Annotated in this window: 22 protein-coding genes; 12 read left to right on the forward strand and 10 right to left on the reverse strand. The window is 73.0% G+C overall.

The features are described 5' to 3' along the window. Positions 1 to 3: 3 nt before the first annotated feature. Both QQZ14_RS15855 and QQZ14_RS15860 read left to right on the forward strand, forming a co-directional pair. Positions 4 to 870 (forward strand): acyl-CoA thioesterase, encoded by an 867-nt coding sequence (locus QQZ14_RS15855; RefSeq protein ID WP_284535324.1) that lies wholly within the window; start codon positions 4 to 6, stop codon positions 868 to 870. Continuing rightward, positions 867 to 1,754 carry an acyl-CoA thioesterase gene (locus tag QQZ14_RS15860; RefSeq protein WP_284535325.1) on the forward strand — a complete coding sequence of 296 codons (888 nt, stop codon included), beginning with the start codon at positions 867 to 869 and terminating at the stop codon, positions 1,752 to 1,754. The genes QQZ14_RS15855 and QQZ14_RS15860 overlap by 4 nt, the downstream gene beginning before the upstream one ends. A gap of 34 nt (positions 1,755 to 1,788) precedes the next feature. Here QQZ14_RS15860 and QQZ14_RS15865 read toward each other — a convergent pair whose 3' ends face one another. From QQZ14_RS15865 to QQZ14_RS15880, 4 genes are all read right to left on the reverse strand, one after another. Further along, a complete protein-coding gene (locus QQZ14_RS15865; RefSeq protein WP_284535326.1) occupies positions 1,789 to 2,970 on the reverse strand; it encodes a serine hydrolase domain-containing protein in 1,182 nt (393 codons plus the stop codon). A 124-nt stretch (positions 2,971 to 3,094) separates the two neighbouring features. Continuing rightward, positions 3,095 to 3,451, reverse strand: coding sequence for a hypothetical protein (locus tag QQZ14_RS15870; protein WP_284535327.1), 357 nt, complete (start codon positions 3,449 to 3,451; stop codon positions 3,095 to 3,097). Between the two features lie 38 nt (positions 3,452 to 3,489). Then, positions 3,490 to 4,365, reverse strand: a complete 876-nt coding sequence (locus QQZ14_RS15875) for a MaoC family dehydratase (RefSeq protein ID WP_284535328.1) — start codon at positions 4,363 to 4,365, stop codon at positions 3,490 to 3,492. Then, positions 4,358 to 5,722 (reverse strand): 3-oxoacyl-ACP reductase, encoded by a 1,365-nt coding sequence (locus QQZ14_RS15880; RefSeq protein WP_284535329.1) that lies wholly within the window; start codon positions 5,720 to 5,722, stop codon positions 4,358 to 4,360. The genes QQZ14_RS15875 and QQZ14_RS15880 overlap by 8 nt, the downstream gene beginning before the upstream one ends. 98 nt (positions 5,723 to 5,820) lie before the next feature. On the opposite strand from QQZ14_RS15880, the gene QQZ14_RS15885 reads away from it, so the two are divergent. Continuing rightward, positions 5,821 to 7,128 (forward strand): acetyl-CoA C-acetyltransferase, encoded by a 1,308-nt coding sequence (locus QQZ14_RS15885; protein ID WP_284535330.1) that lies wholly within the window; start codon positions 5,821 to 5,823, stop codon positions 7,126 to 7,128. A gap of 25 nt (positions 7,129 to 7,153) precedes the next feature. Here the strand turns inward: QQZ14_RS15885 and QQZ14_RS15890 are convergent, their stop codons facing one another. Both QQZ14_RS15890 and QQZ14_RS15895 read right to left on the reverse strand, forming a co-directional pair. Next, entirely contained in the window at positions 7,154 to 7,837 is a 684-nt protein-coding gene (locus QQZ14_RS15890) for a TetR/AcrR family transcriptional regulator (RefSeq protein WP_284535331.1), read from the reverse strand. A gap of 55 nt (positions 7,838 to 7,892) precedes the next feature. Then, positions 7,893 to 9,404, reverse strand: coding sequence for an ATP-dependent DNA ligase (locus tag QQZ14_RS15895; protein ID WP_284535332.1), 1,512 nt, complete (start codon positions 9,402 to 9,404; stop codon positions 7,893 to 7,895). 106 nt (positions 9,405 to 9,510) lie between these two features. Between QQZ14_RS15895 and QQZ14_RS15900 the strand changes: the two genes are divergently transcribed. From QQZ14_RS15900 to QQZ14_RS15910, 3 genes are all read left to right on the forward strand, one after another. Then, positions 9,511 to 9,819 (forward strand): hypothetical protein, encoded by a 309-nt coding sequence (locus QQZ14_RS15900; protein ID WP_284535333.1) that lies wholly within the window; start codon positions 9,511 to 9,513, stop codon positions 9,817 to 9,819. A gap of 67 nt (positions 9,820 to 9,886) precedes the next feature. Beyond that, the gene (locus tag QQZ14_RS15905; protein WP_284535778.1) at positions 9,887 to 10,894 is read left to right on the forward strand and encodes an App1 family protein; all 1,008 of its coding nucleotides are present in this window, start codon (positions 9,887 to 9,889) and stop codon (positions 10,892 to 10,894) included. Beyond that, on the forward strand, positions 10,891 to 11,892 hold the full coding sequence (locus tag QQZ14_RS15910; RefSeq protein WP_284535334.1) for a 5'-3' exonuclease: 1,002 nt from the start codon (positions 10,891 to 10,893) through the stop codon (positions 11,890 to 11,892). The genes QQZ14_RS15905 and QQZ14_RS15910 overlap by 4 nt, the downstream gene beginning before the upstream one ends. Here the strand turns inward: QQZ14_RS15910 and QQZ14_RS15915 are convergent. Next, positions 11,855 to 12,823 (reverse strand): helix-turn-helix transcriptional regulator, encoded by a 969-nt coding sequence (locus tag QQZ14_RS15915; RefSeq protein WP_284535335.1) that lies wholly within the window; start codon positions 12,821 to 12,823, stop codon positions 11,855 to 11,857. The genes QQZ14_RS15910 and QQZ14_RS15915 overlap by 38 nt on opposite strands. A gap of 53 nt (positions 12,824 to 12,876) precedes the next feature. Here QQZ14_RS15915 and QQZ14_RS15920 point away from each other — a divergent pair, with 53 nt between their 5' ends. Beyond that, positions 12,877 to 13,428: a cysteine hydrolase family protein gene (locus QQZ14_RS15920; RefSeq protein ID WP_284535336.1), complete on the forward strand. Its 552-nt coding sequence runs from the start codon at positions 12,877 to 12,879 to the stop codon at positions 13,426 to 13,428. 3 nt (positions 13,429 to 13,431) lie between these two features. Here QQZ14_RS15920 and QQZ14_RS15925 read toward each other — a convergent pair whose 3' ends face one another. Further along, a complete protein-coding gene (locus QQZ14_RS15925) occupies positions 13,432 to 14,445 on the reverse strand; it encodes a saccharopine dehydrogenase NADP-binding domain-containing protein (protein ID WP_284535337.1) in 1,014 nt (337 codons plus the stop codon). 70 nt (positions 14,446 to 14,515) lie between these two features. Between QQZ14_RS15925 and QQZ14_RS15930 the strand changes: the two genes are divergently transcribed. Further along, the gene (locus QQZ14_RS15930) at positions 14,516 to 15,472 is read left to right on the forward strand and encodes a GlxA family transcriptional regulator (RefSeq protein ID WP_284535338.1); all 957 of its coding nucleotides are present in this window, start codon (positions 14,516 to 14,518) and stop codon (positions 15,470 to 15,472) included. Positions 15,473 to 15,490: 18 nt separating this feature from the next. On the opposite strand, the gene QQZ14_RS15935 is transcribed toward QQZ14_RS15930, so the two are convergent. Next, the gene (locus QQZ14_RS15935; protein WP_284535339.1) at positions 15,491 to 16,279 is read right to left on the reverse strand and encodes an enoyl-CoA hydratase/isomerase family protein; all 789 of its coding nucleotides are present in this window, start codon (positions 16,277 to 16,279) and stop codon (positions 15,491 to 15,493) included. A gap of 54 nt (positions 16,280 to 16,333) precedes the next feature. Here QQZ14_RS15935 and QQZ14_RS15940 point away from each other — a divergent pair, with 54 nt between their 5' ends. Continuing rightward, complete coding sequence (locus tag QQZ14_RS15940) at positions 16,334 to 17,266, forward strand: DNA-3-methyladenine glycosylase family protein (protein WP_284535340.1); 933 nt, start codon at positions 16,334 to 16,336, stop codon at positions 17,264 to 17,266. After that, on the forward strand, positions 17,266 to 18,201 hold the full coding sequence (locus QQZ14_RS15945) for an SCP2 sterol-binding domain-containing protein (protein WP_284535341.1): 936 nt from the start codon (positions 17,266 to 17,268) through the stop codon (positions 18,199 to 18,201). The genes QQZ14_RS15940 and QQZ14_RS15945 overlap by 1 nt, the downstream gene beginning before the upstream one ends. A gap of 13 nt (positions 18,202 to 18,214) precedes the next feature. Here QQZ14_RS15945 and QQZ14_RS15950 read toward each other — a convergent pair whose 3' ends face one another. Then, positions 18,215 to 19,462: a phospholipase D-like domain-containing protein gene (locus tag QQZ14_RS15950; RefSeq protein WP_284535779.1), complete on the reverse strand. Its 1,248-nt coding sequence runs from the start codon at positions 19,460 to 19,462 to the stop codon at positions 18,215 to 18,217. An 80-nt stretch (positions 19,463 to 19,542) separates the two neighbouring features. Here QQZ14_RS15950 and uvrB point away from each other — a divergent pair, with 80 nt between their 5' ends. Beyond that, complete coding sequence (gene uvrB, locus QQZ14_RS15955; protein WP_284535342.1) at positions 19,543 to 21,663, forward strand: excinuclease ABC subunit UvrB; 2,121 nt, start codon at positions 19,543 to 19,545, stop codon at positions 21,661 to 21,663. Beyond that, a complete protein-coding gene (locus QQZ14_RS15960; protein WP_284535343.1) occupies positions 21,660 to 22,097 on the forward strand; it encodes a VOC family protein in 438 nt (145 codons plus the stop codon). Before uvrB ends, QQZ14_RS15960 begins: the two co-directional genes overlap by 4 nt. The last annotated feature ends 140 nt before the right edge of the window (positions 22,098 to 22,237 follow it).

Genomic DNA, 22,237 nt, shown 5'->3' on the forward strand with positions numbered 1-22,237 from the left:
CGGGTGCCGAAGAACGCCGACGAGCTCGTCGAGCTGCTCGACCTCGAGCGCATCGACGACAACCTGTTCCGGGGGCGCCAGATGCCCTCGTCGCTGCCGCGCGTGTTCGGCGGCCAGGCGGCCGCGCAGGCGCTGGTGGCCGCGACCCGCACCGTGGACCCGGCGTACGTCGTGCACTCGCTGCACTCCTACTTCCTCCAGCCGGGGGACACCCAGGCGCCGACGATCTACGACGTCGAGACGCTCCGCGACGGCCGGTCGTTCGCGACCCGGCGGGTGCTGGCCCGCCAGCACGGCCGGCCGATCTATGCGCTGACCGCGAGCTTCCACCAGCCCGAGCCCGGCTACGAGCACCAGGACACGATGCCGTCGGTGGTCCCGCCCGAGGAGGCGATCGACGCGCGCGCCGCGGCCCGCGAGCTGGACCCGGGCCGCGACACCGAGGGCGACGCGGAGTGGGACGTGGTCGACTTCCGCTACGTCGGCTCCGACGGCGACGGGCTCCTCGAGCCCGACCCGGCGCACCCCGCCCGCCAGCGGTTCTGGCTGCGGGTGTCCTCGCCGCTGCCGGACGACCCGGCCCAGCATGTCGCGGCGTTCACCTATCTCTCGGACATGACGCTGATGGGTGCCGCGCTCGCGCCGCACGGGGTGCGGATCGGCGGGCCCGAGACGCAGGTGGCGTCGCTGGACCACGCGGTCTGGTTCCACCGGCCGTTCCGGGCCGACGAGTGGTGGCTCTACGACCAGGTCTCGCCGTCGGCGTCCGGCGGGCGCGGGCTGGTGCTGGCCCGGGTGTTCAGCCGCGACGGCACGCTGGTGGCCAGCGTGGCCCAGGAGGCGCTGATCCGGCCGCGGGGCGAGCGGTGACGGGGGAGGCGGTCCGGGCGGCCGAGGAGCTGGTCGCGCTGCTCGACCTCGAGCGGATCGACGCCGACCTGTTCCGCGGGAGCCAGCCGGACTCGGCGCGGGCCCGGGTGTACGGCGGCCAGGTGGCCGCGCAGGCGCTGATCGCGGGCATCCGCACCGCGGACCCGGCGTACGCCGTGCACTCGTTGCACTCCTACTTCCTGCGGGGCGGGGACTACTCGGTGCCGATCGTCTACGACGTCGAGCGCACCCGTGAGGGGCGCTCCTTCCAGACCCGGCGGGTGGTCGCCCGTCAGCACGGGCGACCGATCTACTACCAGTCGCTCGACCTGCAGCGGGCCGAGGACGGCTACGAGCACCAGGACGTGATGCCCGAGGTGCGGCCGCCCGAGGAGGGCATCGACCTCGTCGAGGTGATGCGCAGGGGCGGCAACGCCGACGCGGACGCGCTCGGCAAGGAGTGGGGCGCGCTCGACGTGCGCTGGCTCGGCAACTCGCGGCGCGGGATCGAGCCCGACCCGGCGCACCCCTCCCGGGCCCGGATGTGGGTGCGGCTCAAGGACGGTCTCGGCGACGACCCCGTCGTGCACCTGGCGGCGTTCACCTACGCCAGCGACGTGAGCCTGCTCGGCTCGACGCTCGCCGCGCACAAGGTGAACCCCTCGAGCATCCAGATGGCCTCGCTGGACCACACGATCTGGTTCCACCGGCCGTTCCGGGCCGACGAGTGGTGGCTCTACGACCAGGAGTCGCCGGTCGCGGGCGGTGCTCGGGGGCTGGCGTTCGGGCGGGTCTTCACCCAGGACGGCACGCTGGTCGCCACCGTCGCGCAGGAGGGCCTGATCCGACCCCGTAACGACGTCTCCGAGCGCCCCCCACGTTGACCCGCCCGAAAGTTTCGGGCGGGTCGACGTCGGTTCAGACCGCGCAGAGGATGCTCTCGACCGCGCCGTCCACGTCGGACACCATCTGGAGCGTCGACGGCAGGCCGGTGACGGTCACGACCGCCCAGCGCCCGTCGTCGGTCACGAGGTTGCGGGTCTCGAAGCCCTGGATGTCGCCGCCGTGGCCCCAGGCGACCGGCCCGCAGTCGAGCCGGGTGCGGGCGATGCCGAGGCCGTAGCGCCAGCCCGGGTCGGGATCGAAGTCCGGCGCGGCGACGGTGCGCGTCAGCTGCGCCTGCTGGGCGGGCTGCAGCAGCTCACCGCCGAGCAGGGCCTGCATGAACCGGCCGAGGTCGCCCGGCGTCGACACCAGCTGGCCGGCGGCCCAGCCCAGCGACGGGTCGAGGTCGGTGATGTCACGCCACCCGCCGTCCGGGCCGTCGGCGAGGTAGCCGTGCGGGTGGGTGCCCCGGATCACCTGCTCGCCGGCCTCCGGCCAGTAGGTGTCCTCCAGCCCGAGCGGCTCGATGATGTGCTGAGTGATCAGCTCGCCGATCGGACGGCCGGTGACCCGCTGGGTCAGCAGCCCGAGCAGGATGTAGTTGGTGTTGCTGTACTCCCACTCGGCGCCGGGCTTGAAGTGCCGCCGCTCGCCGAGCGCGGAGTCGACGAGCTGGCGCGGCTCGAAGTAGGTGTGCGCGATCGCGCGCAGGTCACCGCCGCCGTCGGTGACGATCGAGTCGTAGTCGGGGAGGCCGCTGGTCTGCTGCAGCAGGTTCCGCACGGTGATCTTCCGGCCGTCGTTCCCGTGCCCGCGCACGATGCCGGGCAGGTAGCGCTCGACCGGCGCGTCGAGCCGGACCCGGCTCTCGCCGACCAGCTGGAGGACCACGACCGCGGTGAACATCTTCGTGTTGCTGGCGATCCGCACCTGGGAGTCCGTCGGGACCGGAGCCCCGGTCCTCAGGTCGCCGGTGCCGGTCGTGTAGGTGCGGACCTCGCCCTGCGCGTCGCGCACCGTGGCGATCGCGCCCGGGAAGCCCGAGCTGCTGACGAGGCTGTCCAGCTGCTGCTGGACCCGGTCCGCGGCCGCGGGTGCCGGCAGCGGGCCGGGGTCGGGGGTCGATCCGGTCGCCGTGGGCGCGACGAGGCCGGCGAGCAGGGTCAGCGTGGTGGCCGCCGCGGCCGCCTGCCGGGTGCGTCGAAGGGGGAGCATGGAGAGTCCTTCCGAGAGGAGGCCGACCCGTGCGGTCGACGTCTCCGACGCTAGGAAGGTCCAGCGGCCCTCACGAGCATCCTGCGGACGAACCCCGCCGCTTGCATCCTTCGGGGGATGTCGGTCAGAACCCGGCGATGCCGACCAGCACGGTCAGCACCGCCACGAGCATCCCGACCCCGCCCACGACGACGGCCGCGCCGCCGAGGTGCCGGGCCGCGGGCTCGAGGCTGCGGAGCGCACGCCTGGCCAGGAGCAGCGCACCTCCGGCGACCGCCACCTGGACGAGCCCGGTCAGGACGACGCCGTCGCTGAACGAGCTCGAGCCGTTGCGGTTGAGCCAGCCCTGGACCGTCAGGGTCCAGGACGCGGAGGTCAGGAGACCGAGCGTGGCCAGGGTGAGGCCGGCGATCCCGGCCGCGATCGGCGTCAACCAGTCCAGGCCCTGACCGTGGCTGCCCGGAGTTCCGTGCTCGGCCATGTCTTCTCCCGATCGTCGACGTGATGGCGCTGCCGAGGCTAGCCCGCGGTGGCCGAGCCGGTGAGGTGCGGCGCGCGGGAGCGGGGGTCCGTCAACGAGAACGCGTAGCCCGGCCCACCCTCGCGCTCCGTGAGGTGCCGCGATCCGAAGGCGACCGTGCCGGGGAGCAGGATCGGCTTCTTGAACGCGACGTCCACGTGGACCTGGTCGGGCAGCCGGTTCTCCAGCGCTCCGACGCAGCGCGCCATCGACCACATGCCGTGCGCGATCTGGCGCGGGAAGCCGAACGCCCTCGCGGTCAGTCCGTAGAGGTGGATCGGGTTGTGGTCGCCGGACACCGACGCGTAGCGCCGACCGAGGTCGCCCGGCAGCCGCCAGGTGGTGCCGGTGGCCGGGGCGTCCGGGTACGAGGCGCCGCTCGGTGCGCCCTCGGTGCCGTGGCCGCGACGAAGGAACGTCGAGGTCTCCTCCCACACCAGCTCGGCGCGCGAGTGGACCCGGGTGACCATGTCGAAGACCTGGCCCTTGGCGTGCGGGCGGAGGTTGTCGGCGTAGGCCGTGACCTGGAGGTCCTCGGTGAGGGCGATCGGGCGGTGCTGGGTGATGGAGTTCTCCAGGTGCACGGTGCCGATCGCGGGGAACGGAAAGTCGCCCGCCGTCATGATCTCCATGTGCATCCCGAACGCGAGCAGGTGCGGGTAGGGGAGCGGCAGGGTGTCCTTGCGCGGGAAGCCGCAGATCTCGGCGTACCGCGCGACGTGGTCGCCGTCGAGCGGCACGTCGTGGCGGTCCAGGGTGCGCTCGGGCAGTGGCCCGCCGGTCTTGCGGACGCCGGGCACGAGGTTGAGTCCGGGGACGGCGGGGAGCGCCGCCTTCACCATGGTCGGCAGCCGGTCGGTCAGCACGTCAGGCACCCAGCATCATCTGGCCGCAGACGCGGACGACGTTGCCGTTGACGGCGGTGGAGCCGGGGCTGGCGTACCAGGCGATGGTCTCGGCGACGTCGACCGGCAGGCCGCCCTGCGCCATCGCATTGAGCCGCTGGCCGACCTCGCGGGTCGCGAACGGCACGGCCGCGGTCATCTGCGTGATGATGAACCCGGGTGCGACCGCGTTGATCGTGATGCCGCGGTCGAGCTCGTCGGCGAGCGAGTCCACGAGCCCGATCACGCCGGCCTTGGACGCGGCGTAGTTGGTCTGGCCCACGTTGCCGGCGATGCCCGCGATCGACGCGACGCCGATGACCCGGCCGTTGTCGTTGATCACGCCCTGGTCGAGGAGCTCGCGGGTGATCCGCTCCGGCGCGGTGAGGTTGACCGCGATCACCTGCTCGAAGCGGTCGCCTCCCCGAGATCCAGCAGAGTCCGAGGGCATCATGTTGGCGAGCTTGCGGTCGCGGGTGATGCCGGCGTTGTGCACGACGATGTCGACGCCGCCGTGCTTGGTCTTCAGGTGGTGCGCGAGGCGTTGCGGCGCGTCCTTAGCGGTGATGTCGAGCACGAGATGGTCGCCGTCGAGCTCCTTCATCACGCCCTGCAGCTCGCTGGCCGCCTGGGGCACGTCGACCCCGACCACCGTGGCGCCGTCGCGGTGGAGCACCCGGGCGATCTGCTCGCCGATGCCGCGGCTGGCGCCGGTCACCAGCGCGACCTTGCCCTCGAGCGGGCGCAGCCAGTCGGCCACCCGCTCGGCGTCCTTGGCGCCGTGGGCGCCGATGCGGACCACCTGGCCGGAGACGTAGGCGGACTTGGGGGAGAGCAGGAACGCCAGCGTGCTGTGCACCGCAGCCTCCGCGCCGGCCGCGACGTACACGAGCTGCACGGTGCCACCTCGGCCGATCTCCTTGCCGAGGCTGCGGGTGAAGCCCTCGAGCGCGCGCTGGGCCACCCGCTCGCCGCCGGCGACCTGTTCGGGCGGGGTGCCCAGGACGACCACCCGCGGACACGGGTCGAGGCTGCGCAGCAGCGGGGTGAAGAAGTCGCGGAGCGCGACGAGGTCCTCCGAGGACGTCAGCCCGGTCGCGTCGAAGACCAGACCCTTGTAGGTCGCACCGTCGCCCGCCGTGGGCTCGGCCGAGGCGACGCCGAGGGTCTCGAGGATGCCGGCCAGGGACTCCGCGAGCCGGCCCCGGCCGCCGATGCCGACGGTGCCGTCGACCAGCGGCGCGCCCTCGGCGTACCGCTCCAGCGTGGCGGGTGCGGGGAGGCCGAGCAGCTTGGTGAGCTGCTTGCCGATCGCGGACTGGGTGAACCCCTGGTAGAAGTCGTTCATGGCGGGTATGTAACTCCTTGTGTAACTCAGAGTCCAGATTTCGTGATCTGGCCCTCATGTCCTTCTCTCATTTCCCTCCCCGACGCAGGATGAACCCCATGGCAGCCAAGACTTCCGGCAACACCCGTCGCGTCGCCGTGCTCGGCGGCAACCGCATCCCGTTCGCCCGCTCCAACACCGTGTACGCCGAGGCGTCCAACCAGGACATGCTCACCGCCGCGATCGACGGCCTGGTGGACCGGTTCGGCCTGCACGGCGAGCGGCTCGGCGAGGTCGTCGCCGGCGCGGTGCTCAAGCACGCCCGTGACTTCAACCTGGCCCGCGAGTCGGTGCTCGGTTCCAAACTGGCGCCGGAGACGCCCGCGACCGACATCCAGCAGGCCTGCGGCACCGGCCTGCAGGCGGCGATCCAGGTCGCGAACAAGATCGCCCTCGGGCAGATCGACGCCGGCATCGCCGGCGGCACCGACACCACCTCCGACGCGCCCGTCGCGATCAGCGACCGGCTGCGCAAGAAGCTGATGAAGGTCAACGCCGCCCGCGACACCAAGGGCAAGGTGCTCGCCCTCGGTGCGATCCGGCCCGGCGACATCGGGCTCGAGATCCCGCAGAACGGGGAGCCGCGCACCCGCCTGTCGATGGGGGAGCACGCCGCGCTCACGGCGCTGGAGTGGCAGGTCGGCCGCGAGGAGCAGGACGAGCTCGCCGCCGCGTCGCACCAGCACCTGGCGGCGGCGTACGACGAGGGCTGGCTCGACGACCAGGTCACGCCGTTCCGCGGAATGGAGCGCGACAACAACCTCCGTGCCGACTCGACCGCCGAGAAGCTCGCGAAGCTCAAGCCGGTCTTCGGTCGCGGCGAGGCCGCCACGATGACCGCCGGCAACTCCACGCCGCTCACCGACGGCGCCTCGGCGGTGCTGCTCGCGAGCGAGGAGTGGGCCGAGGAGCACGGGCTGGAGCCGCTGGCCTACTTCGTGGACTCCGAGACCGCGGCCGTCGACTACGTGCACGGCGGCGAGGGCCTGCTGATGGCGCCGGCGTACGCCGTGCCGCGGATGCTCGCCCGCAACGGCCTGACGCTGCAGGACTTCGACTTCTACGAGATCCACGAGGCGTTCGCCTCGCAGGTGCTCTCGACGCTGAAGGCCTGGGAGGACCCGGTGTTCTGCAAGGAGCGCCTCGGCCTGGACGCGCCGCTCGGCTCCATCGACCGCACCAAGCTGAACGTCAAGGGCTCCTCGCTGGCCGCGGGCCACCCGTTCGCCGCCACCGGCGGCCGGATCATCAACGTCGCCGCCAAGCTCGTCGCCCAGCGGGCCGCCTCGAACGCGAAGAGCGGCCGGGCGCTGATCTCGATCTGCGCTGCCGGTGGCCAGGGGGTCGTGGCGATCCTGGAGCGCTGAGCCCGGCTGCCGCCCGGTCGCGTCGTCAGCGCGAGGCGAGCGCCAGCGCGGAGGCGACGAGGTAGTCGCGCACCTGCTCGGCGGAGATGCGGCCGACCGTCGGGACGCCGGGTGCGGCCTCCTTGACCAGGATGCCGACCCGCGCGAGCTGGAGCGCGCCGAGGCCGCTGGCGTAGAGGGTGTTGGCGAGCAGGGTCGGGTCCTCGACCCTGAACGCGCCGGCCTCGACTCCGTCCTCGAGCACCTGGCTGAGCGTGGCCAGGCACGAGGAGATGCTCCGGCCCAGGCGCAGCATCGCGCCCTCGGACATCTCGTCGAACAGCTCGGGTCCGGTACGTCGCATCAACGTCTGCGCGCAGTCGACGAACGCCGGGTGGGCCACGCCGTACTCCACGAACGCGCCCACCAGCGCGGTCAGCCGCTGGTGCGGGTCGGCCGAGGTCTCGGCCGCCGCGGCGAGGGCGTCGCGCAGCTCGTCGAGGTAGCCGACGAGCGTCAGCGCGAACAGCTCCTCCTTGCCGGTGAAGTGCCGGTAGACGATCGCGCGGTTGATGCCGACCGCCTTGGCGATGTCCTCGATCTGCGCGTCGCGGACGCCGCGCTGGTCGAAGAGCGCCCGGGTGGCGGCGATGATGTCCTTCTCGCGGGCCCGGCGTCGTGCCGCGGCCGCCGATCGGCGGCCGTCGGTGTCCGGGGTGGTGCTGGTCATGGACCCATCGTACGGCCGTGCAACTGCCAGTTGCACGGGTGTGACGAGCGCCGCGTCAGCCGAGGAAGCTCCGGACCGTCTCGATCGTGTCGATCTCGCTCACCGGCTTGTCGTCGCGGTAGCGCACCACCCGCGCGAACCGCAGTGCGACGCCGCCGGCGTAGCGCGTCGACCGCTGCACGCCGTCGAACGCGATCTCGACGACCTGCTCGGGTCGCACGTGCACGACGTACGACGACCGCGACGTCTCCAGCTCCTGGAACCGCTCGGTCTGCCAGGCGAGCATCTCGTCGGTCATGCCCTTGAACGTCTTGCCCAGCATCACGAAGCCGCCGGTCTCGGGGTCGCGGGCACCGAGGTGGATGTTGGAGAGCCAGCCCTGGCGCCGGCCGGAGCCCCACTCGACCGCGAGCACGACCAGGTCGAGCGTGTGCACCGGCTTGACCTTGACCCAGGACGCACCCCGCCGGCCCGCCTCGTAGGGCGCGGCGAGGCCCTTGACCACGACGCCCTCATGACCCGAGCGCAGCGCCTCGGCGAGGAACTCCTCGGCCACCGCCACGTCGGCGGTGACCACCCGCGGCACCCGGTGCTCGACCGGCACGAGCCGCGAGAGCGCGGCCGTCCGCTCCGCCGCGGGCGCGTCGAGCAGGTCGACACCGTCGAGGTGCAGCACGTCGAAGAAGTACGGCGTCACCGCAACGCCCTCTCCCATGGCCGTGCGGGACGCGGTCTCCTGGAACGGGCGCGGCCGGCCGCCCTCGGTGAGCGCCAGCGCCTCGCCGTCCAGCACGAACGAGGACGCGGGCAGCGCGAGCGCGACCTCGACGACCTCGGGCAGCCGGGCGGTGATGTCCTCCAGCGACCGGGTCGCGACGACCACCTCGGCGCCCGAGCGGTGCACCTGGATGCGGATGCCGTCGAGCTTGGTGTCGACGGCGACCTCGCCGCCCCCGGCCTTGACCAGCGCCGCCGCGAGGTCGGGCGCACTCGAGGCGAGCATCGGCAGCACCGGACGGCCGACGTGCAGGCCGACCGCACCCAGAGCCCCGGATCCCTCGAACGCCGCCGCCGCGACCGCCACGGTCGACCCGGCGAGCATCGCCGCCCGGCGCACCTCGGCGAGCGGCACCCCGGCTGCCGCGGCCACGCCCTCCTGCACCAGCGAGTCGAGCGCGCCCTGGCGCACCTCGCCGGTGACCACGCCGCGCAGCCACCGCTGCTCCTCGGCCGTCGCCCGCCCGAAGAGGTCGGCCACGGCGGCCGACCGGGCGGCCTGCGACCCCGCGCCGGCGAGCCCGGCGATCCGCTCGAACGCCTCGTGGACCTCGAGCACCGTCAGCGTCGACGTGTCCGCGGGCGGTGGCAGCTCGGTGAGCCCCCGCCACCCCAGGCCGGTGCGGCGCTGGCGCAGCGAGCCGGCGACGTACGCCGTCACGGTCTCGAGCTCGGCCGTGCCGGCCCGGGCGAGCAGGTCGGCGATCGCCACGACCTTGGCCTTGCGGGACCGGGTGGCGGCGACCGTGGCGGAGGTGGCGACGACGTCGGCGAGCAGCACGGAGCCCATTCAAGACGATCGCGCCGACAGCAGTCAGGACCCCCGCTAGGGGACCTTGGCCCCGTGTGCCCGCCCGTCCGGCGCACTAGCGTCGGAGGCGGAAGGAGGCTCGGCCATGACCGTGCGACCCCACGACATCACCGACCTGCTGCTCGCACCGACGCTGATCGACCTCGACGACGTCCTGGAGCAGCTCGGAGAGCTCAACCCCGGTGAGCTCGCCTTCGAGATCATCCTCGCCACCAACCAGGAGCCGCTCGATGCGGGGGAGCGCGCAGCGATGCTGCTGGAGTCGCTGCGCGTCCGGCTCGACCTGCACCGCTGGGACCTGGCGCTGACGGACCGTGGGCTCAGCGTCGAGCACGGCGGTCGCGCGGTGGTCCTCGGCCTGCCCTCGAACGTCCGGGACTACCTGGCCGGCTGACCGACACACTGACCGGCCGACCGGTCCGCCGGCGGGCGGCACCGCCTACGGTGTCCCCGTGGGACGGATGCGGCGCCTCGTGGTGGACCTCGAGCACGCCTGGGACTCCGCCCGCCTGCGCCGCACCGCGTCCGGGCCGCCGGCCGACTTCCGCATCGAGCCCTACCTCGGGCACGGCGGGTCCGAGGGCGTGGTCGTGCGCGGCCGCGTGCTCGACGACCCGCCGATCAGCGACGCCGTGGCGGGCGAGGGCGTCGGGGCCGCCGTACGCCGGAGCCTGCGGCAGTTCGTCACCGACGAGCTGCCCGGCGTGCCGCTGCGCGTCACCGTGGGCGACGTCTCCGCCGACACCCTCACCGACCGGGAGGGCTACTTCCGGGTCCGGCTCCACCCCGCCCACCCGGAGCACCCCTGGCAGGACGGCCTCGTCGAGCTGGCCGGGGACTATCGCGGACTGACCGAGCCGCACGCCACGGCGCTACGGGTCCGGGTGCCCGGCCCCGACGCGGCGTACGGCGTGATCTCCGACGTCGACGACACGATCATCGAGACCGGCGTGCAGCGGGTCGGGCTGATGCTGCGCCAGACCTTCACCGGCTCGGCGCTCACCCGGACGCCGTTCCCGGGAGCCGCCGAGCTGTACCGGGACCTGGAGGCCGGCGCAAACCCGTTCTTCTACATCTCCTCCAGCCCCTGGAACCTCCACGCGTTCCTGCTCGCGTTCCTCCGGCACCGCGACTTCCCGCTGGGCCCGCTGCTGCTGCGCGACCTGCTCGGCACCCGTGCGGGCCGCGACCGCAAGCACGAGCGGATCGAGGAGGTGCTCGCGCTCCACCCGCAGCTGGCGTTCGTGCTGATCGGCGACTCCGGCGAGCACGATCCCGAGATCTACGCCGACATCGTGCGCGCCCACCCGGGCCGGATCCGCGCGGTCTACATCCGCGAGGTGCGGCTCGATCCCGGCGACGGGCGCGTCGAGCGGGTCATCGACGGATGGGACCACGACGTGCCGTTCGTGGTCGCGGCCGACAGCGACGCCGTACGCCGGCACGCCGCCTCGATCGGGCTGCTGTGAGCGACGCGACCGAGGACCGCCTGCTGCTGGCCGTCGACGCCCCGTCGCTGCTGCACCGCAACCACCACGCCCGCCACGAGTCCGGGCTCCTCGACGCGGGCGGCCGTCCGGCGTGGGCGCTGCACGGGATGCTGCGCCAGATCCTGGAGGCGATCGACCAGTTCGCTCCCGACGCGGTGCTGTTCGGGCTCGACGACCGGCGCACGTCGGTGCGCGAGACCGCCTACCCGGCGTACAAGGCGGGCCGCGCCGAGAAGCACCCGGCGCTCGTCGACCAGCTCGAGCGCGCCGCCGCGCTGCTCGACGCCCTGGGCATGCTCACGGTGACGCCCGACGGGCTCGAGGCCGACGACGTCAACGCGTCGGCCGCCACCTGGGCCGAGCGGCACGGCTGGCGGTGCGTGCTGATCACCTCCGACCGCGACGCGTTCGCGCACATCAGCGAGCGCACCGAGGTGCTGCGCCTGATCACCGGCGGCATCGCGGGCTCGCCGCTGCTCAACCCGGCCCGGCTGTACGCGCTCTACGGCATCGCGGCCGAGCACTACCTGGAGTACGCCGCGCTCCGCGGCGACGCGAGCGACAACCTGCCGGGCGTCCCGGGCATCGGCGAGAAGACCGCCCCGGTGCTGCTGTCCCAGATGGGCTCGATGCGGGCGGTCTGGGCGGACATCGACCACTGCGCCGGCGCGACCCTGGTGGCCACGATCGACTCCTACTGCGAGGAGAACGGCCTGCGCCGCATCGGCTCGACCCTGCTCGCCCGGCTGACCGCACCGGGCGCCCGGGAGCGCTTCGAGTTCAACCTCTCGATGATGTCGGGCCGCACCGACCTCGACCTCGGCCTCACCCCCGACGTGCCCGGCAGCCCCGGGCTGCTCCCGCTCGACCCCGACCGGGTGTCGCGGGTGGTCGGGCACCTCGGCGTCCCCGAGACCACCCGGTTGGCCCTGCGGGTGCTCACCGAGCCGCCGGCGAGCGTCGGGCTGCCGCACTGAGCCGGTCGGCGAGCGCGGCGACCGCCGTCCGCACCTCCTCGCCCTCCTCGATGTGGAACGGGCCGGGCAGCATCGTCAGCTGCTCGGCGTACGACGTCGTGTTGCGGGTCGAGCCGACCAGCCGGGTCGTGGTGGCGTCCACCTCCTCCAGTCGGCCCATCGTGCGCGGGATGACCGCAGCCACCTGCGCGATCGGCGCGTCGACGAGCACGCGGACGTCGTGCTCCCAGCCCGCCCCGAGGTTGTCCTCCAGGACCGTGACCGGGTCGAGGTCCGGCGGCGGGTCGAACGTCTCGGCGAGGGTCTCCACGCCGGCCACCCGGTCGATGCGGTAGGTCCGGACCGCGTCGACGGCGACCGAGCGGCACAGCAGGTACCAGCGGCCGTAGCGCACCACCACCGCCCACGGCTCGGCCTCGAGGACCCGCTCGTTGCCGGCCTCGGTGCGGTAGTCGAGCCGCACCCGCCGGTGGGCCGCGCACGCCTCGACGAGCGCGACGGTGGCGGCGGGGTCCGGCCGGGCCGGCGAGCGTTGCGGGACCGGTGTGGCGGTACGCCGGACCGCGTCCGCCTGGGCTGCCACGGACCGCGGCAGCGCGCCGAGCAGCTTGCCCAGCGCCCGGCCGACCGGCCCCGCGGGGTCGGCGGCGTCGTGCTGCCCGTCGAGGGCGGCCATCACCAGTCCGAGCGCCTCGTCGGGGCCGAACCGCAGCGGCGGCGGCCGGACGCCCCGGCCGAGCCGGTAGCCGCCGTCCGGCCCGCGCAGCGACTCCACCGGGATGTCGGCCTCGCGGAGGATCTCGACGTACCGCCGGGCCGCGCGCGAGGTGACCCCGAGGCGCCGGCCGAGCCGCTCGGCGGTGATGCCGGGGGAGTCCTGCAGGGCCTCGAGCGCGAGCAGGGCGCGGGCGGTCGGGCTGGTCTCGGACATCGGTGCTCCTGATGAGGAAGTAGATCGTCCAGTTTGCCCCCTACGGTCGTCCCATGACCACTCTCTCGAACCGCCCGAACACCGCCCTGCTCGTCGTCGACGTCCAGAACGACGTCGTCGCCGAGGCCCACGAGCGCGACCGCGTCGTGGGCAACATCGCCACGCTCGTCGACAAGGCGCGCTCCGCCGGCACACCGGTGGTGTGGGTCCAGCACTCCAGCGAGCACCTCCCGATCGACACCGAGCCGTGGCGGCTCGTCCCCGAGCTGGTGCCCGCCGACGGCGAGCCCGTGGTCCACAAGAGGTACGGCGACTCCTTCGAGGACACCGACCTCGAGGACGTGCTCGCCCGGGTCGGGGCCGGCCGCCTCGTCGTCAGCGGTGCGCAGACCGACGCGTGCATCCGGTCCACGCTGCACGGCGCCCTGGTCCGCGGCTACGACACGGTGCTCGTGACCGACGCCCACACCACCGAGGACCTGAGCTCGTACGGCGCGCCGACGCCCGACCTGGTGATCGCCCACACCAACATGTACTGGAGCTATCAGACCGCGCCCGGCCGGGAGGCCGGCACCGTCACGACCGCGGAGGCCGATCTCGGCTGAGGGTCACCGGACCGTGATGGCACCGGCGGTCTCGAGCGCGGTGAGGACGTCGGCGGCGTCGAACGCCTCGCCGGGCGCCGCGGCTCCGGCCCCGCGGTGCCGCCCGTCCAAGAGGCGGGCGGCTCCCTCGACGACGATCGGCGCGGTGACGGCGTAGATGTCGCGCCCGGTCGCGCACCTGCGCCGGGCATCCGCACCCCGGCGTACGACGACGTCCACCACGAACCGCTGGGCGGACCTCCCGTCCTCGTCGGTCGCGGTCGGCGCCGGGGTGGTTGCGTCGTGGAGGTCGTCGAGCGGGGCGGTGTTGAGATGCGAGCGCAGCTCGCCCACCTCGAGGTGACGCGCGATCGTGACCACCTCGGAGAACGGCAGCTGCACGACCGGCTGGTTGCCCAGAGGCGGCGGGTAGTGCCAGGTGCCGGCGGGGGCGGGATCCTCCAGCGCGGCCAGCTCGCCGTCGCGGATCACCAGCCGGGTCGAGGTGTTGCGCGCCCCGGTGGCGCGGGTGCCGGCGGTCGGCCACCAGCGGTCCAGCCCGACTGCGACCTCGACCTCGTCGGCCTGCGAGCCACCCTCCAGCGCGGCGGTGACCAGCAGGTCGGCGAGCCCGCCGTAGAAGGCCATCGCGGGCACGACCGCGACGCCCGCGGTCCGCGCCAGCCCGTCGAGGTCGCGGTAGACCGCCTGCACGACCGGCTGCTCGGCGGTGACGTCGAGGTAGTGGGCGCCGGCCTCGACCGCGGCGCGGGCCAGGGGGAGCGCGGTGTCGAGGAACGGCCCGGCGCAGTTGATCACCGCCGCTGCCCCGGCGACCGCGCCCCGGAGCCGGCCGGGATCCTTGAGGCCGACGACCACCCGGTCCAGGGCCGCGTGCCGGGGCGGGACCGCGGCCAGGCGCTCGGCGCTGCGGCCGGCCAGCACCGGGACGAGGTCGCGGCGCAGCAGCTCGTCGACGACGAAGCGCCCCGTGTGACCGGTGGCGCCGTAGACGAGGACTCGATCGGTGGCGTTCACGAGACGATCGTGGAGGCCCGCGACGTGCCGGACGAGTGTCGCGAACGACATCGGTCGTACAGTTTGGGACATGCCCCGGATCGCGCTGGTCATGCCCGGCTCCGCGATGCTCTACGAGGTCGCGATCGCCGCGGAGGTCTTCGGCGTCGACCGCTCCGACCTGTCGGCGACCGGCGAGTGGTACGACGTGGTGGTCTGCACGCACGACGGCGCGCCGCACCCGTGGCTGAGCCACCTCCCGACCGCGTCGTACGCCGAGATCGCCCGGGCCGACTCGGTCCTCGTGCCCTCCTCCGACGACCTGGCGGCCGACCTGTCCGACGGCCCCGACCTCGAGCTCGTCGAGGCGCTGCGCGCGGCCGGGGCCCGCGGCACCCGCGTCGCGTCGCTGTGCACGGGCGCGTTCGTCCTGGCGGCGGCCGGCCTGCTCGACGGCCGGGTCGCGACGACCCACTGGATGCACGCCGAGGAGCTGGCCCGCCGCCACCCGCTGGTCGACGTCCGGCCCGACGTGCTCTACGTCGACGAGGGCGACGTGCTCACCTCGGCGGGCAAGACCGCGGCGCTCGACCTCTGCCTGCACCTGGTGCGTCGCGACCTCGGGGCCGCGGCCGCCAACGGGCTGGCCCGGCGGCTCGTCGTGCCGGCGCACCGCAGCGGCGGCCAGGCGCAGTTCATCGCGGCGCCCGTGGAGCCGCGCGCCGCGGACGGCCTCGCCCCGACCCTCGAGTGGGCACGGGCCAGGCTCGACCGGCCGCTGACGGTGCGCGACCTCGCCGGGCACGCCAACCTCAGCACCCGCCAGCTCGCCCGCCGGATGCGGGCCGAGCTCCGGACTGGGCCGCTCGAGTGGCTGCACCAGCAGCGGATCGCGCGTGCCCAGGAGCTCCTCGAGCGCACCGACGCCTCGATCGACCAGGTCGCGGCGGGGTGCGGCATGGGGACCGCCGCCACCCTGCGCCGGCACTTCCACCGCGCCCTCGGGGTCACCCCGTCGGCGTACCGGACCACGTTCCGCCTCGAGTGACGACCGTCGGCGCGAGGGTCAGAGGCGGGTGAAGTCGGGCTCGCGGCCCTCGGCGAACGCCGTCAGCGCCTCGAGGTTGGCCGGACCGCCCATCAGCTCGGCGAACGCGGCGTTCTCGCGTTCGCGGGCGGCGGCGATGCCGGCGCGCAGCGGCTCGGTCATCGTGCGCTTGACCGCGACCAGCGAGGAGATCGGCCGCGCGGCGAGCACCTCGGCGTGCCGGCGCGCCTCGGCCAGCAGGTCGACGGGCTCGCAGAGCCGCCAGACCAGACCCATCGCGAGGGCCTGCTGCGCGTCGACCCACTCCGCGGACAGCAGCACCCAGGCGGCCTCCTGCCGCCCGACGAGCCGGGGGAGGAGGTACGACGACGCCGCCTCCGGGGCGACCCCCAGGCTGGTGAACGGGCACTTCAGGCGGGCGGTGGTCGACATGAACGCCAGGTCGGCGAAGCCCAGGACCGTGGTGCCGATCCCGAGCCCGACACCGTTGACCGCGCAGACCAGCGGCTTCGGGAGGTCCGCGAGCGCGTCGACCAGCCCGACGAAGCCGTGCCGGCCCGGGACGAACGCCGGGTCGGTGGCCCGGGCGTGCATCTCGAGCAGGTCCGTGCCGGCGCTGAACGCGCGGCCCGCGCCGGTGAGCAGGACGACCGCGACCTCGGGGTCCTCGGCCGCGGCGCGCAGCGCGTCCGTGGTGGCGTCGTACAGCTCCTCGTTGAAGGCGTTGAGTGACTCGGGCCGGTTGAGGGTGAGCGTGCGGACCCGGTTGCGGTCCTCGATCTGCAGCGTCGTTGAGGGCAAGGTCATGGCCGAAGACTAGAACGTGTTCCACTGTCGGGTCGTCGGGGTAGCCTCGCGGGCGTGACGGGGCAGGTGCGGGAGTGGCGGCCGGCGTGGCCGTGTCCCGTGGGCTCGATCCTCGGCGTCCACCGCCGCGGCGCCGGCGACCCGACGTACCGCATCGAAGGCGACACCCACTGGCGCGGCATCCGCACGCCGGACGGGCCGGCCACGCTCGCGGTCCGGGCCCGCCCGTCCGACGGCGTCGTCCACGCGGAGGCGTGGGGACCCTGCGCCGACTGGGTCCTCGACCGGCTGCCCGCGCTGCTCGGCGCGGACGACGACGTGACCGGCTTCGACCCCACGCTCCACCCGGTCGTCGCGGAGGGCTGGCGCCGCTACTCCCACTGGCGGCTGGGTCGCACCGGCCTCGTGATGGAGTCGCTGGTGCCCGCGGTGATCGAGCAGCGGGTCACCGGGCAGGAGGCGTTCGCCGGGTTCCGGATGCTCGTGCACCGCTTCGGCGAGCGGGCCCCGGGCCCCGTCGACGAGCTGCGGCTGTGGGTGCAGCCGTCGGCCGAGACCATCCGCCAGGTCCCGTCGTGGGAGTGGCTGCGGATGCACGTCGACCCCGCACGGTCCCGGGCGCTCGTGACCGCGGCCCGGGTCGCCGGTGCGCTGGAGCGCACCGCCGGGCTGCCCGGCGAGGAGGTCGAGCGGCGGCTGACCACGCTGCCCGGCATCGGCGTCTGGACGGCGGCCGAGGTGCGTCAGCGCGCCCACGGCGACCCCGACGCGGTCTCGTTCGGCGACTACCACGTGGCCAAGGACGTCGGCTGGGCCGTGGCGGGGCGGGCGTTCGACGACGACGAGATGGCCGAGTTCCTCGAGCCGTGGCGACCGCACCGGGGGCGGGTGCCGGTGCTGCTGGCGCTCGTCGCGGGACGGCGCGAGCGGCACGGGCCCCGGATGGCGCCGCGCACCCATCTCCCTGCGACGGTGACGAGGACCTGATGCCACTCGACCTGGAAGCTCTGCACACCGCCGACGCCGACGACGCCGCGGCGTTCTTCGCCGAGGCCGACCCGGAGTCGCTGGTCGCGGCCGTCGCCGCGACCTCCGACGACGACCTGCTCGGACTGATCGGCCGCGACGAGATCCGGCCCGCCGCCATCCTCGGCATCCTCCGGCGGCTGCACGAGTACGCCGTCCCCGAGCGGCTCGGGACCCTGCACGGCACCGTGCGGATCGACCTGGAGCGACGCGGCCACCTGCTGGAACGGCACGCGCTGCGGTTCACCGGCGGCGAGATCGAGATCGTCGACGACCCCCACGGGCCGGTCGACGTGGTGCTCCGCACCAGCGTCCTGCGGTTCGTCCGGCTGGTCAGCGGCGAGCGCAACGCCGGCCTCGAGTACCTCTCCGGCAAGCTCGACATCGAGGGCGACGCCGACCTGGCGCTCGCGGTGGGCGGCATCTTCCGGGTGCCCGGCACCGACGGCGTGGCCGTCGACCCCACCGCGCTCGACCCGGTCGACGTCGCGACCGCGCTCAAGCACGCGCCCCGACAGCACCTCGAGAAGGTCATGTCCTCCGGATTCCGCCCGGTGGTGCTCGGCGAGATCTTCCGGCGGCTCCCGGAGTTCGTCGACCCCGATCGGGCCCGCGGCGTCGAGGTCGCGGTCGGGTTCCGGCTGCTCGGCAACCCCAGCGGCGAGGTCGAGCGCTACCTCGTGCGGGTGTCCGACGGGGTCGCGACGGTGACCCCCGGCGACGAGGGGGAGGACCGCGACGCGACGGTGACCTGCCACGCCCACGACTACCTCCGCCTCGCGACCGGCCACCTCAACCCGCTCGCCGGGGTGGTCAAGGGCCAGCTCAAGGTGAAGGGCGACCGGGCCAAGGCGCTCCAGCTCAGCTCGGTGATGAACATCCCGAGCCCGCGCTAGGACGGCCGGGCGCTCAGAGCAGCGGCCGCAGCGGCCCGAGCAGCGCCTCGGTGAACTTCCGGTGCAGGTCGCGGGCCTCCCACTCGGCGCGGGTGAGCTCGAGGGAGTTCGACTCGTCGGTGCGGTAGATCTCCTCCATCGTCTCAGCGAAGCCGGGGTCGATGATCTCGACGTTGATCTCGTAGTTGCCGGTGAGGCTGAGCCGGTCGATGTTCGCCGTACCGACCGTCGACCAGGTGCCGTCGATGGTGGCGGTCTTGGCGTGCACCATCGCGTCGCGGAACCGGAAGATCCGCACGCCGGACTCGATCAGCTGGGAGAAGTAGCCGCGCGAGAGCCAGTCGGCGACGATGTGGTTGGACTTGTGGGGGAGCAGCAGGCGCACGTCGACCCCGCGCTCGGCGGCGTCCTTCATCGCGTCGACGAAGTCCTGGTCGGGCAGGAAGTAGGCCTGGGTCATCCAGACGTTCGTCGAGGCCCGGTTGATCGCCTCGATGTACATCGCCCGGATCGGGAACATCCACAGCCGCGGCACGTTGCGGTGGATCCGGATCTGCGGCTCCCAGGTCGACGCGGTCTCGAGCAGCAGCGGCCGCTCGCTGGTGCCGAGCCGGCGCCGCCGGTTGAGGTTCCAGAAGTCCGCGAACGCCCGCTTGAGGTCCCACACGCCCGGGCCGGTGATCCGCACGTGCGTGTCGCGCCACTCGGTGGCGTACGCCGTACCGATGTTGTAGCCGCCGACGAACCCGACCGCGTCGTCGACGACGAGGATCTTGCGGTGGTCGCGGCCGTAGCGGCGCAGGTCGTAGAACCGCAGCCCGGCGGGGTACACGGGGTAGCGCAGCACCCGCATCGCCGCCGGGAACCGGAGGAACCGCGGGGAGACCACGAGGTTCGCGAAGCCGTCGTAGATGCAGTAGACCTCGACGCCGCGCGCGGCGGCCGCGGCCAGCGCGGCCTTGAACCGCTCGCCGACCTCGTCGCCCTTCCAGATGTAGGTCTCGAAGAGGATCTGCCGCTGCGCCCCGTCGATCGCCTCGATCATCGCGTCGAAGAGGTCCTGGCCGTAGGTGTACGTCGTGAGCGCCCCGTCGCCCACGGGCACCTCGCGCGGCGTCGTGACCGGGAACGGCTTGGGCTTCTTGCCGCGCCGGCGGTAGGAGTCGACCAGTGACATGCCGATCGCGATCGCCAGCTGGATGCCGACGACCGTCAGCAGCGTGCGCCGCAAGACCCGGAGCACCCGCTCGGCGATCGACATGCGGCTGCTCACGAGGCCAATCTAGCGGTCGCCCGTCGACGCCCGCGCCACTGTCGGCGGGCCCGTCTACGCTCGACTCCATGCGACCTGTCACCGATCTCGAACGCCGGGTGGCGCCGTTCAAGGTGGTCTCCGACTACCAGCCGTCCGGCGACCAGCCCGCGGCGATCAAGGAGATCACCCAGCGGCTCCAGGCGGGGGTCCAGGACGTCGTGCTGCTCGGTGCGACCGGCACCGGCAAGACCGCCACGGTGGCGTGGGTCGCCGAGCAGGTGCAGCGGCCGATGCTGGTGATGCAGCCCAACAAGACGCTGGCCGCGCAGTTCGCCAACGAGCTGCGCCACCTGTTCCCCGACAACGCGGTCGAGTACTTCGTCTCCTACTACGACTACTACCAGCCCGAGGCCTACGTCCCCCAGACCGACACCTATATCGAGAAGGACTCCTCGATCAACGAGGAGGTCGAGCGGCTGCGCCACTCCGCGACCAACAGCCTGCTCACCCGGCGCGACGTGATCGTGGTCAGCACGGTCTCCTGCATCTACGGCCTCGGCACGCCGCAGGAGTACGTCGACCGGATGATCCGGCTCAAGGTCGGTGAGGAGCACGACCGCGACTCGATCCTGCGCCGCCTGGTCGAGATCCAGTACACCCGCAACGACATGTCCTTCACCCGCGGCACGTTCCGGGTCCGCGGCGACACCCTCGAGGTGTTCCCGGTCTACGAGGAGCTCGCGGTCCGCATCGAGTTCTTCGGCGACGAGATCGAGCGGATGATGACCTTGCACCCGGTGACCGGCGAGGTCGTCACCGAGGACGAGGAGCTCTACATCTTCCCGGCGACCCACTACGTCGCCGGCCCGGAGCGGATGGAGCGGGCGATCCGCGGCATCGAGCTCGAGCTGGAGGACCAGCTCGCCAAGTTCGAGCGCGAGGGCAAGCTGCTGGAGGCGCAGCGGCTGCGGATGCGCACGACGTACGACGTCGAGATGATGCGCCAGGTCGGCTCCTGCTCGGGCATCGAGAACTACTCCATGCACATCGACGGCCGCACCCGCGGCTCGGCGCCCAACTGCCTGCTCGACTACTTCCCCGAGGACTTCCTGCTGGTCGTCGACGAGTCCCACGTCGCGGTGCCGCAGATCGGCGGCATGTACGAAGGCGACATGTCCCGCAAGCGCAACCTGGTCGACCACGGGTTCCGGCTGCCGAGCGCGATGGACAACCGGCCGCTGCGGTGGGAGGAGTTCCTCGACCGCATCGGGCAGACCATCTACCTCTCCGCGACGCCGGGCAACTACGAGCTCGACAAGGTCGGGGGATCATGCGTCGAGCAGATCATCCGCCCCACCGGCCTGATCGACCCCGAGGTCGTGGTCAAGCCGACCAAGGGCCAGATCGACGACCTGATCCACGAGATCAACCTGCGGGTGGAGAAGAACGAGCGGGTGCTGGTCACCACGCTCACCAAGAAGATGTCCGAGGACCTCACCGACTACCTCCTCGACGCCGGCATCCGCACCCGCTACCTGCACTCCGAGGTCGACACGCTCAAGCGCATCGAGCTGCTCCGCGACCTGCGTCTGGGCCAGTACGACGTGCTCGTCGGCATCAACCTGCTGCGCGAGGGCCTCGACCTGCCCGAGGTGTCGCTGGTCGCGATCCTCGACGCCGACAAGGAGGGCTTCCTCCGCTCCGACAAGTCGCTGATCCAGACGATCGGCCGCGCGGCCCGCAACGTCTCCGGCCAGGTGCACATGTACGCCGACCGGATCACCCCGTCGATGGAGTCGGCCATCGACGAGACCAACCGGCGCCGGGCCAGGCAGGTTGCCTACAACACCGCCCACGGCATCGACCCGACGCCGCTGCGCAAGAAGATCGCCGACATCACCGACATGCTGGCCCGCGAGGAGGAGAGCACCCAGGAGCTGCTCGAGACCTGGCAGAGCCAGGACCCCAAGAAGCGCAAGGCGCCGGTGCCCGGGCTCTCCCGGATGGCCGGCGGCGAGGCGGGCCAGCACACGACCGACCTGGCCGGCCTGCCGAGCGCCGAGCTCGCCCAGCTCATCCAGGAGCTCACCGACCAGATGAAGGGCGCGGCCGCCGAGCTGCACTTCGAGGTGGCCGCCCGGCTGCGTGACGAGATCAACGACCTCAAGAAGGAGCTGAGGCAGATGATGGAGGCGGGTGCGAAGTGACGACCGTCAAGCAGGTCCAGGTGACCTTCGACTGTGCCGACCCCCGCGCGCTGTCCCTGTTCTGGAACGAGGTGCTCGGCTACCAGCTGCCACCGCCCCCACCGGGCTTCGACTCGTGGGACGCGTTCTCCGAGACGCTGCCGGCCGAGCTGCGCAACAGCGCCTCGGCCTCCGAGGACCCCGCGGGCGCCGGGCCACGGCTGTTCTTCCAGCGCGTTCCCGAGGGCAAGGCGGTCAAGAACCGCGTCCACCTCGACGTCCGGGCCACTCCCGGCCTCCAGGGCGAGGAGCGGATGGCCGCCCTCGAGACCGAGTGCGACCGGCTGGTCGCGCTGGGCGCCACGCGGGTCGAGCGCCACGAGCCGAGCCCACCGATGGGCGCCGGCCACATCGTCATGCAGGACCCCGAGGGCAACGAGTTCTGCCTCGACTGAGGTGGTTTCGAGGCTCGCTTCGCTCGCACCTCAACCACCGTCAGGCGGCCGTGACCACCGTCCCGGTGGTTGAGGTGCGAAGGCCGCCAGGCCTGAGCCTCGAAACCACCTCGCAGATTCGGGCATCCGCAGACGTCGAA

The organism is Nocardioides sp. T2.26MG-1 (assembly GCF_950101795.1).
GTDB lineage: Bacteria > Actinomycetota > Actinomycetes > Propionibacteriales > Nocardioidaceae > Nocardioides.

Bases quoted from the DNA above. Each gene is read 5' to 3' on its own strand.
- QQZ14_RS15920 (WP_284535336.1), top strand. From the start codon at position 12,877: ATGACCACTCTCTCGAACCGCCCGAACACCGCCCTGCTCGTCGTCGAC.
- QQZ14_RS15895 (WP_284535332.1), bottom strand. From the start codon at position 9,404: ATGGGCTCCGTGCTGCTCGCCGACGTCGTCGCCACCTCCGCCACGGTC.
- QQZ14_RS15880 (WP_284535329.1), bottom strand. From the start codon at position 5,722: ATGAACGACTTCTACCAGGGGTTCACCCAGTCCGCGATCGGCAAGCAG.
- QQZ14_RS15905 (WP_284535778.1), top strand. From the start codon at position 9,887: ATGCGGCGCCTCGTGGTGGACCTCGAGCACGCCTGGGACTCCGCCCGC.
- QQZ14_RS15885 (WP_284535330.1), top strand. From the start codon at position 5,821: ATGGCAGCCAAGACTTCCGGCAACACCCGTCGCGTCGCCGTGCTCGGC.
- QQZ14_RS15935 (WP_284535339.1), bottom strand. From the start codon at position 16,279: ATGACCTTGCCCTCAACGACGCTGCAGATCGAGGACCGCAACCGGGTC.
- QQZ14_RS15865 (WP_284535326.1), bottom strand. From the start codon at position 2,970: ATGCTCCCCCTTCGACGCACCCGGCAGGCGGCCGCGGCGGCCACCACG.
- QQZ14_RS15950 (WP_284535779.1), bottom strand. From the start codon at position 19,462: ATGTCGATCGCCGAGCGGGTGCTCCGGGTCTTGCGGCGCACGCTGCTG.
- QQZ14_RS15900 (WP_284535333.1), top strand. From the start codon at position 9,511: ATGACCGTGCGACCCCACGACATCACCGACCTGCTGCTCGCACCGACG.
- QQZ14_RS15890 (WP_284535331.1), bottom strand. From the start codon at position 7,837: ATGACCAGCACCACCCCGGACACCGACGGCCGCCGATCGGCGGCCGCG.
- QQZ14_RS15915 (WP_284535335.1), bottom strand. From the start codon at position 12,823: ATGTCCGAGACCAGCCCGACCGCCCGCGCCCTGCTCGCGCTCGAGGCC.
- QQZ14_RS15945 (WP_284535341.1), top strand. From the start codon at position 17,266: ATGCCACTCGACCTGGAAGCTCTGCACACCGCCGACGCCGACGACGCC.
- uvrB (WP_284535342.1), top strand. From the start codon at position 19,543: ATGCGACCTGTCACCGATCTCGAACGCCGGGTGGCGCCGTTCAAGGTG.
- QQZ14_RS15870 (WP_284535327.1), bottom strand. From the start codon at position 3,451: ATGGCCGAGCACGGAACTCCGGGCAGCCACGGTCAGGGCCTGGACTGG.
- QQZ14_RS15930 (WP_284535338.1), top strand. From the start codon at position 14,516: ATGCCCCGGATCGCGCTGGTCATGCCCGGCTCCGCGATGCTCTACGAG.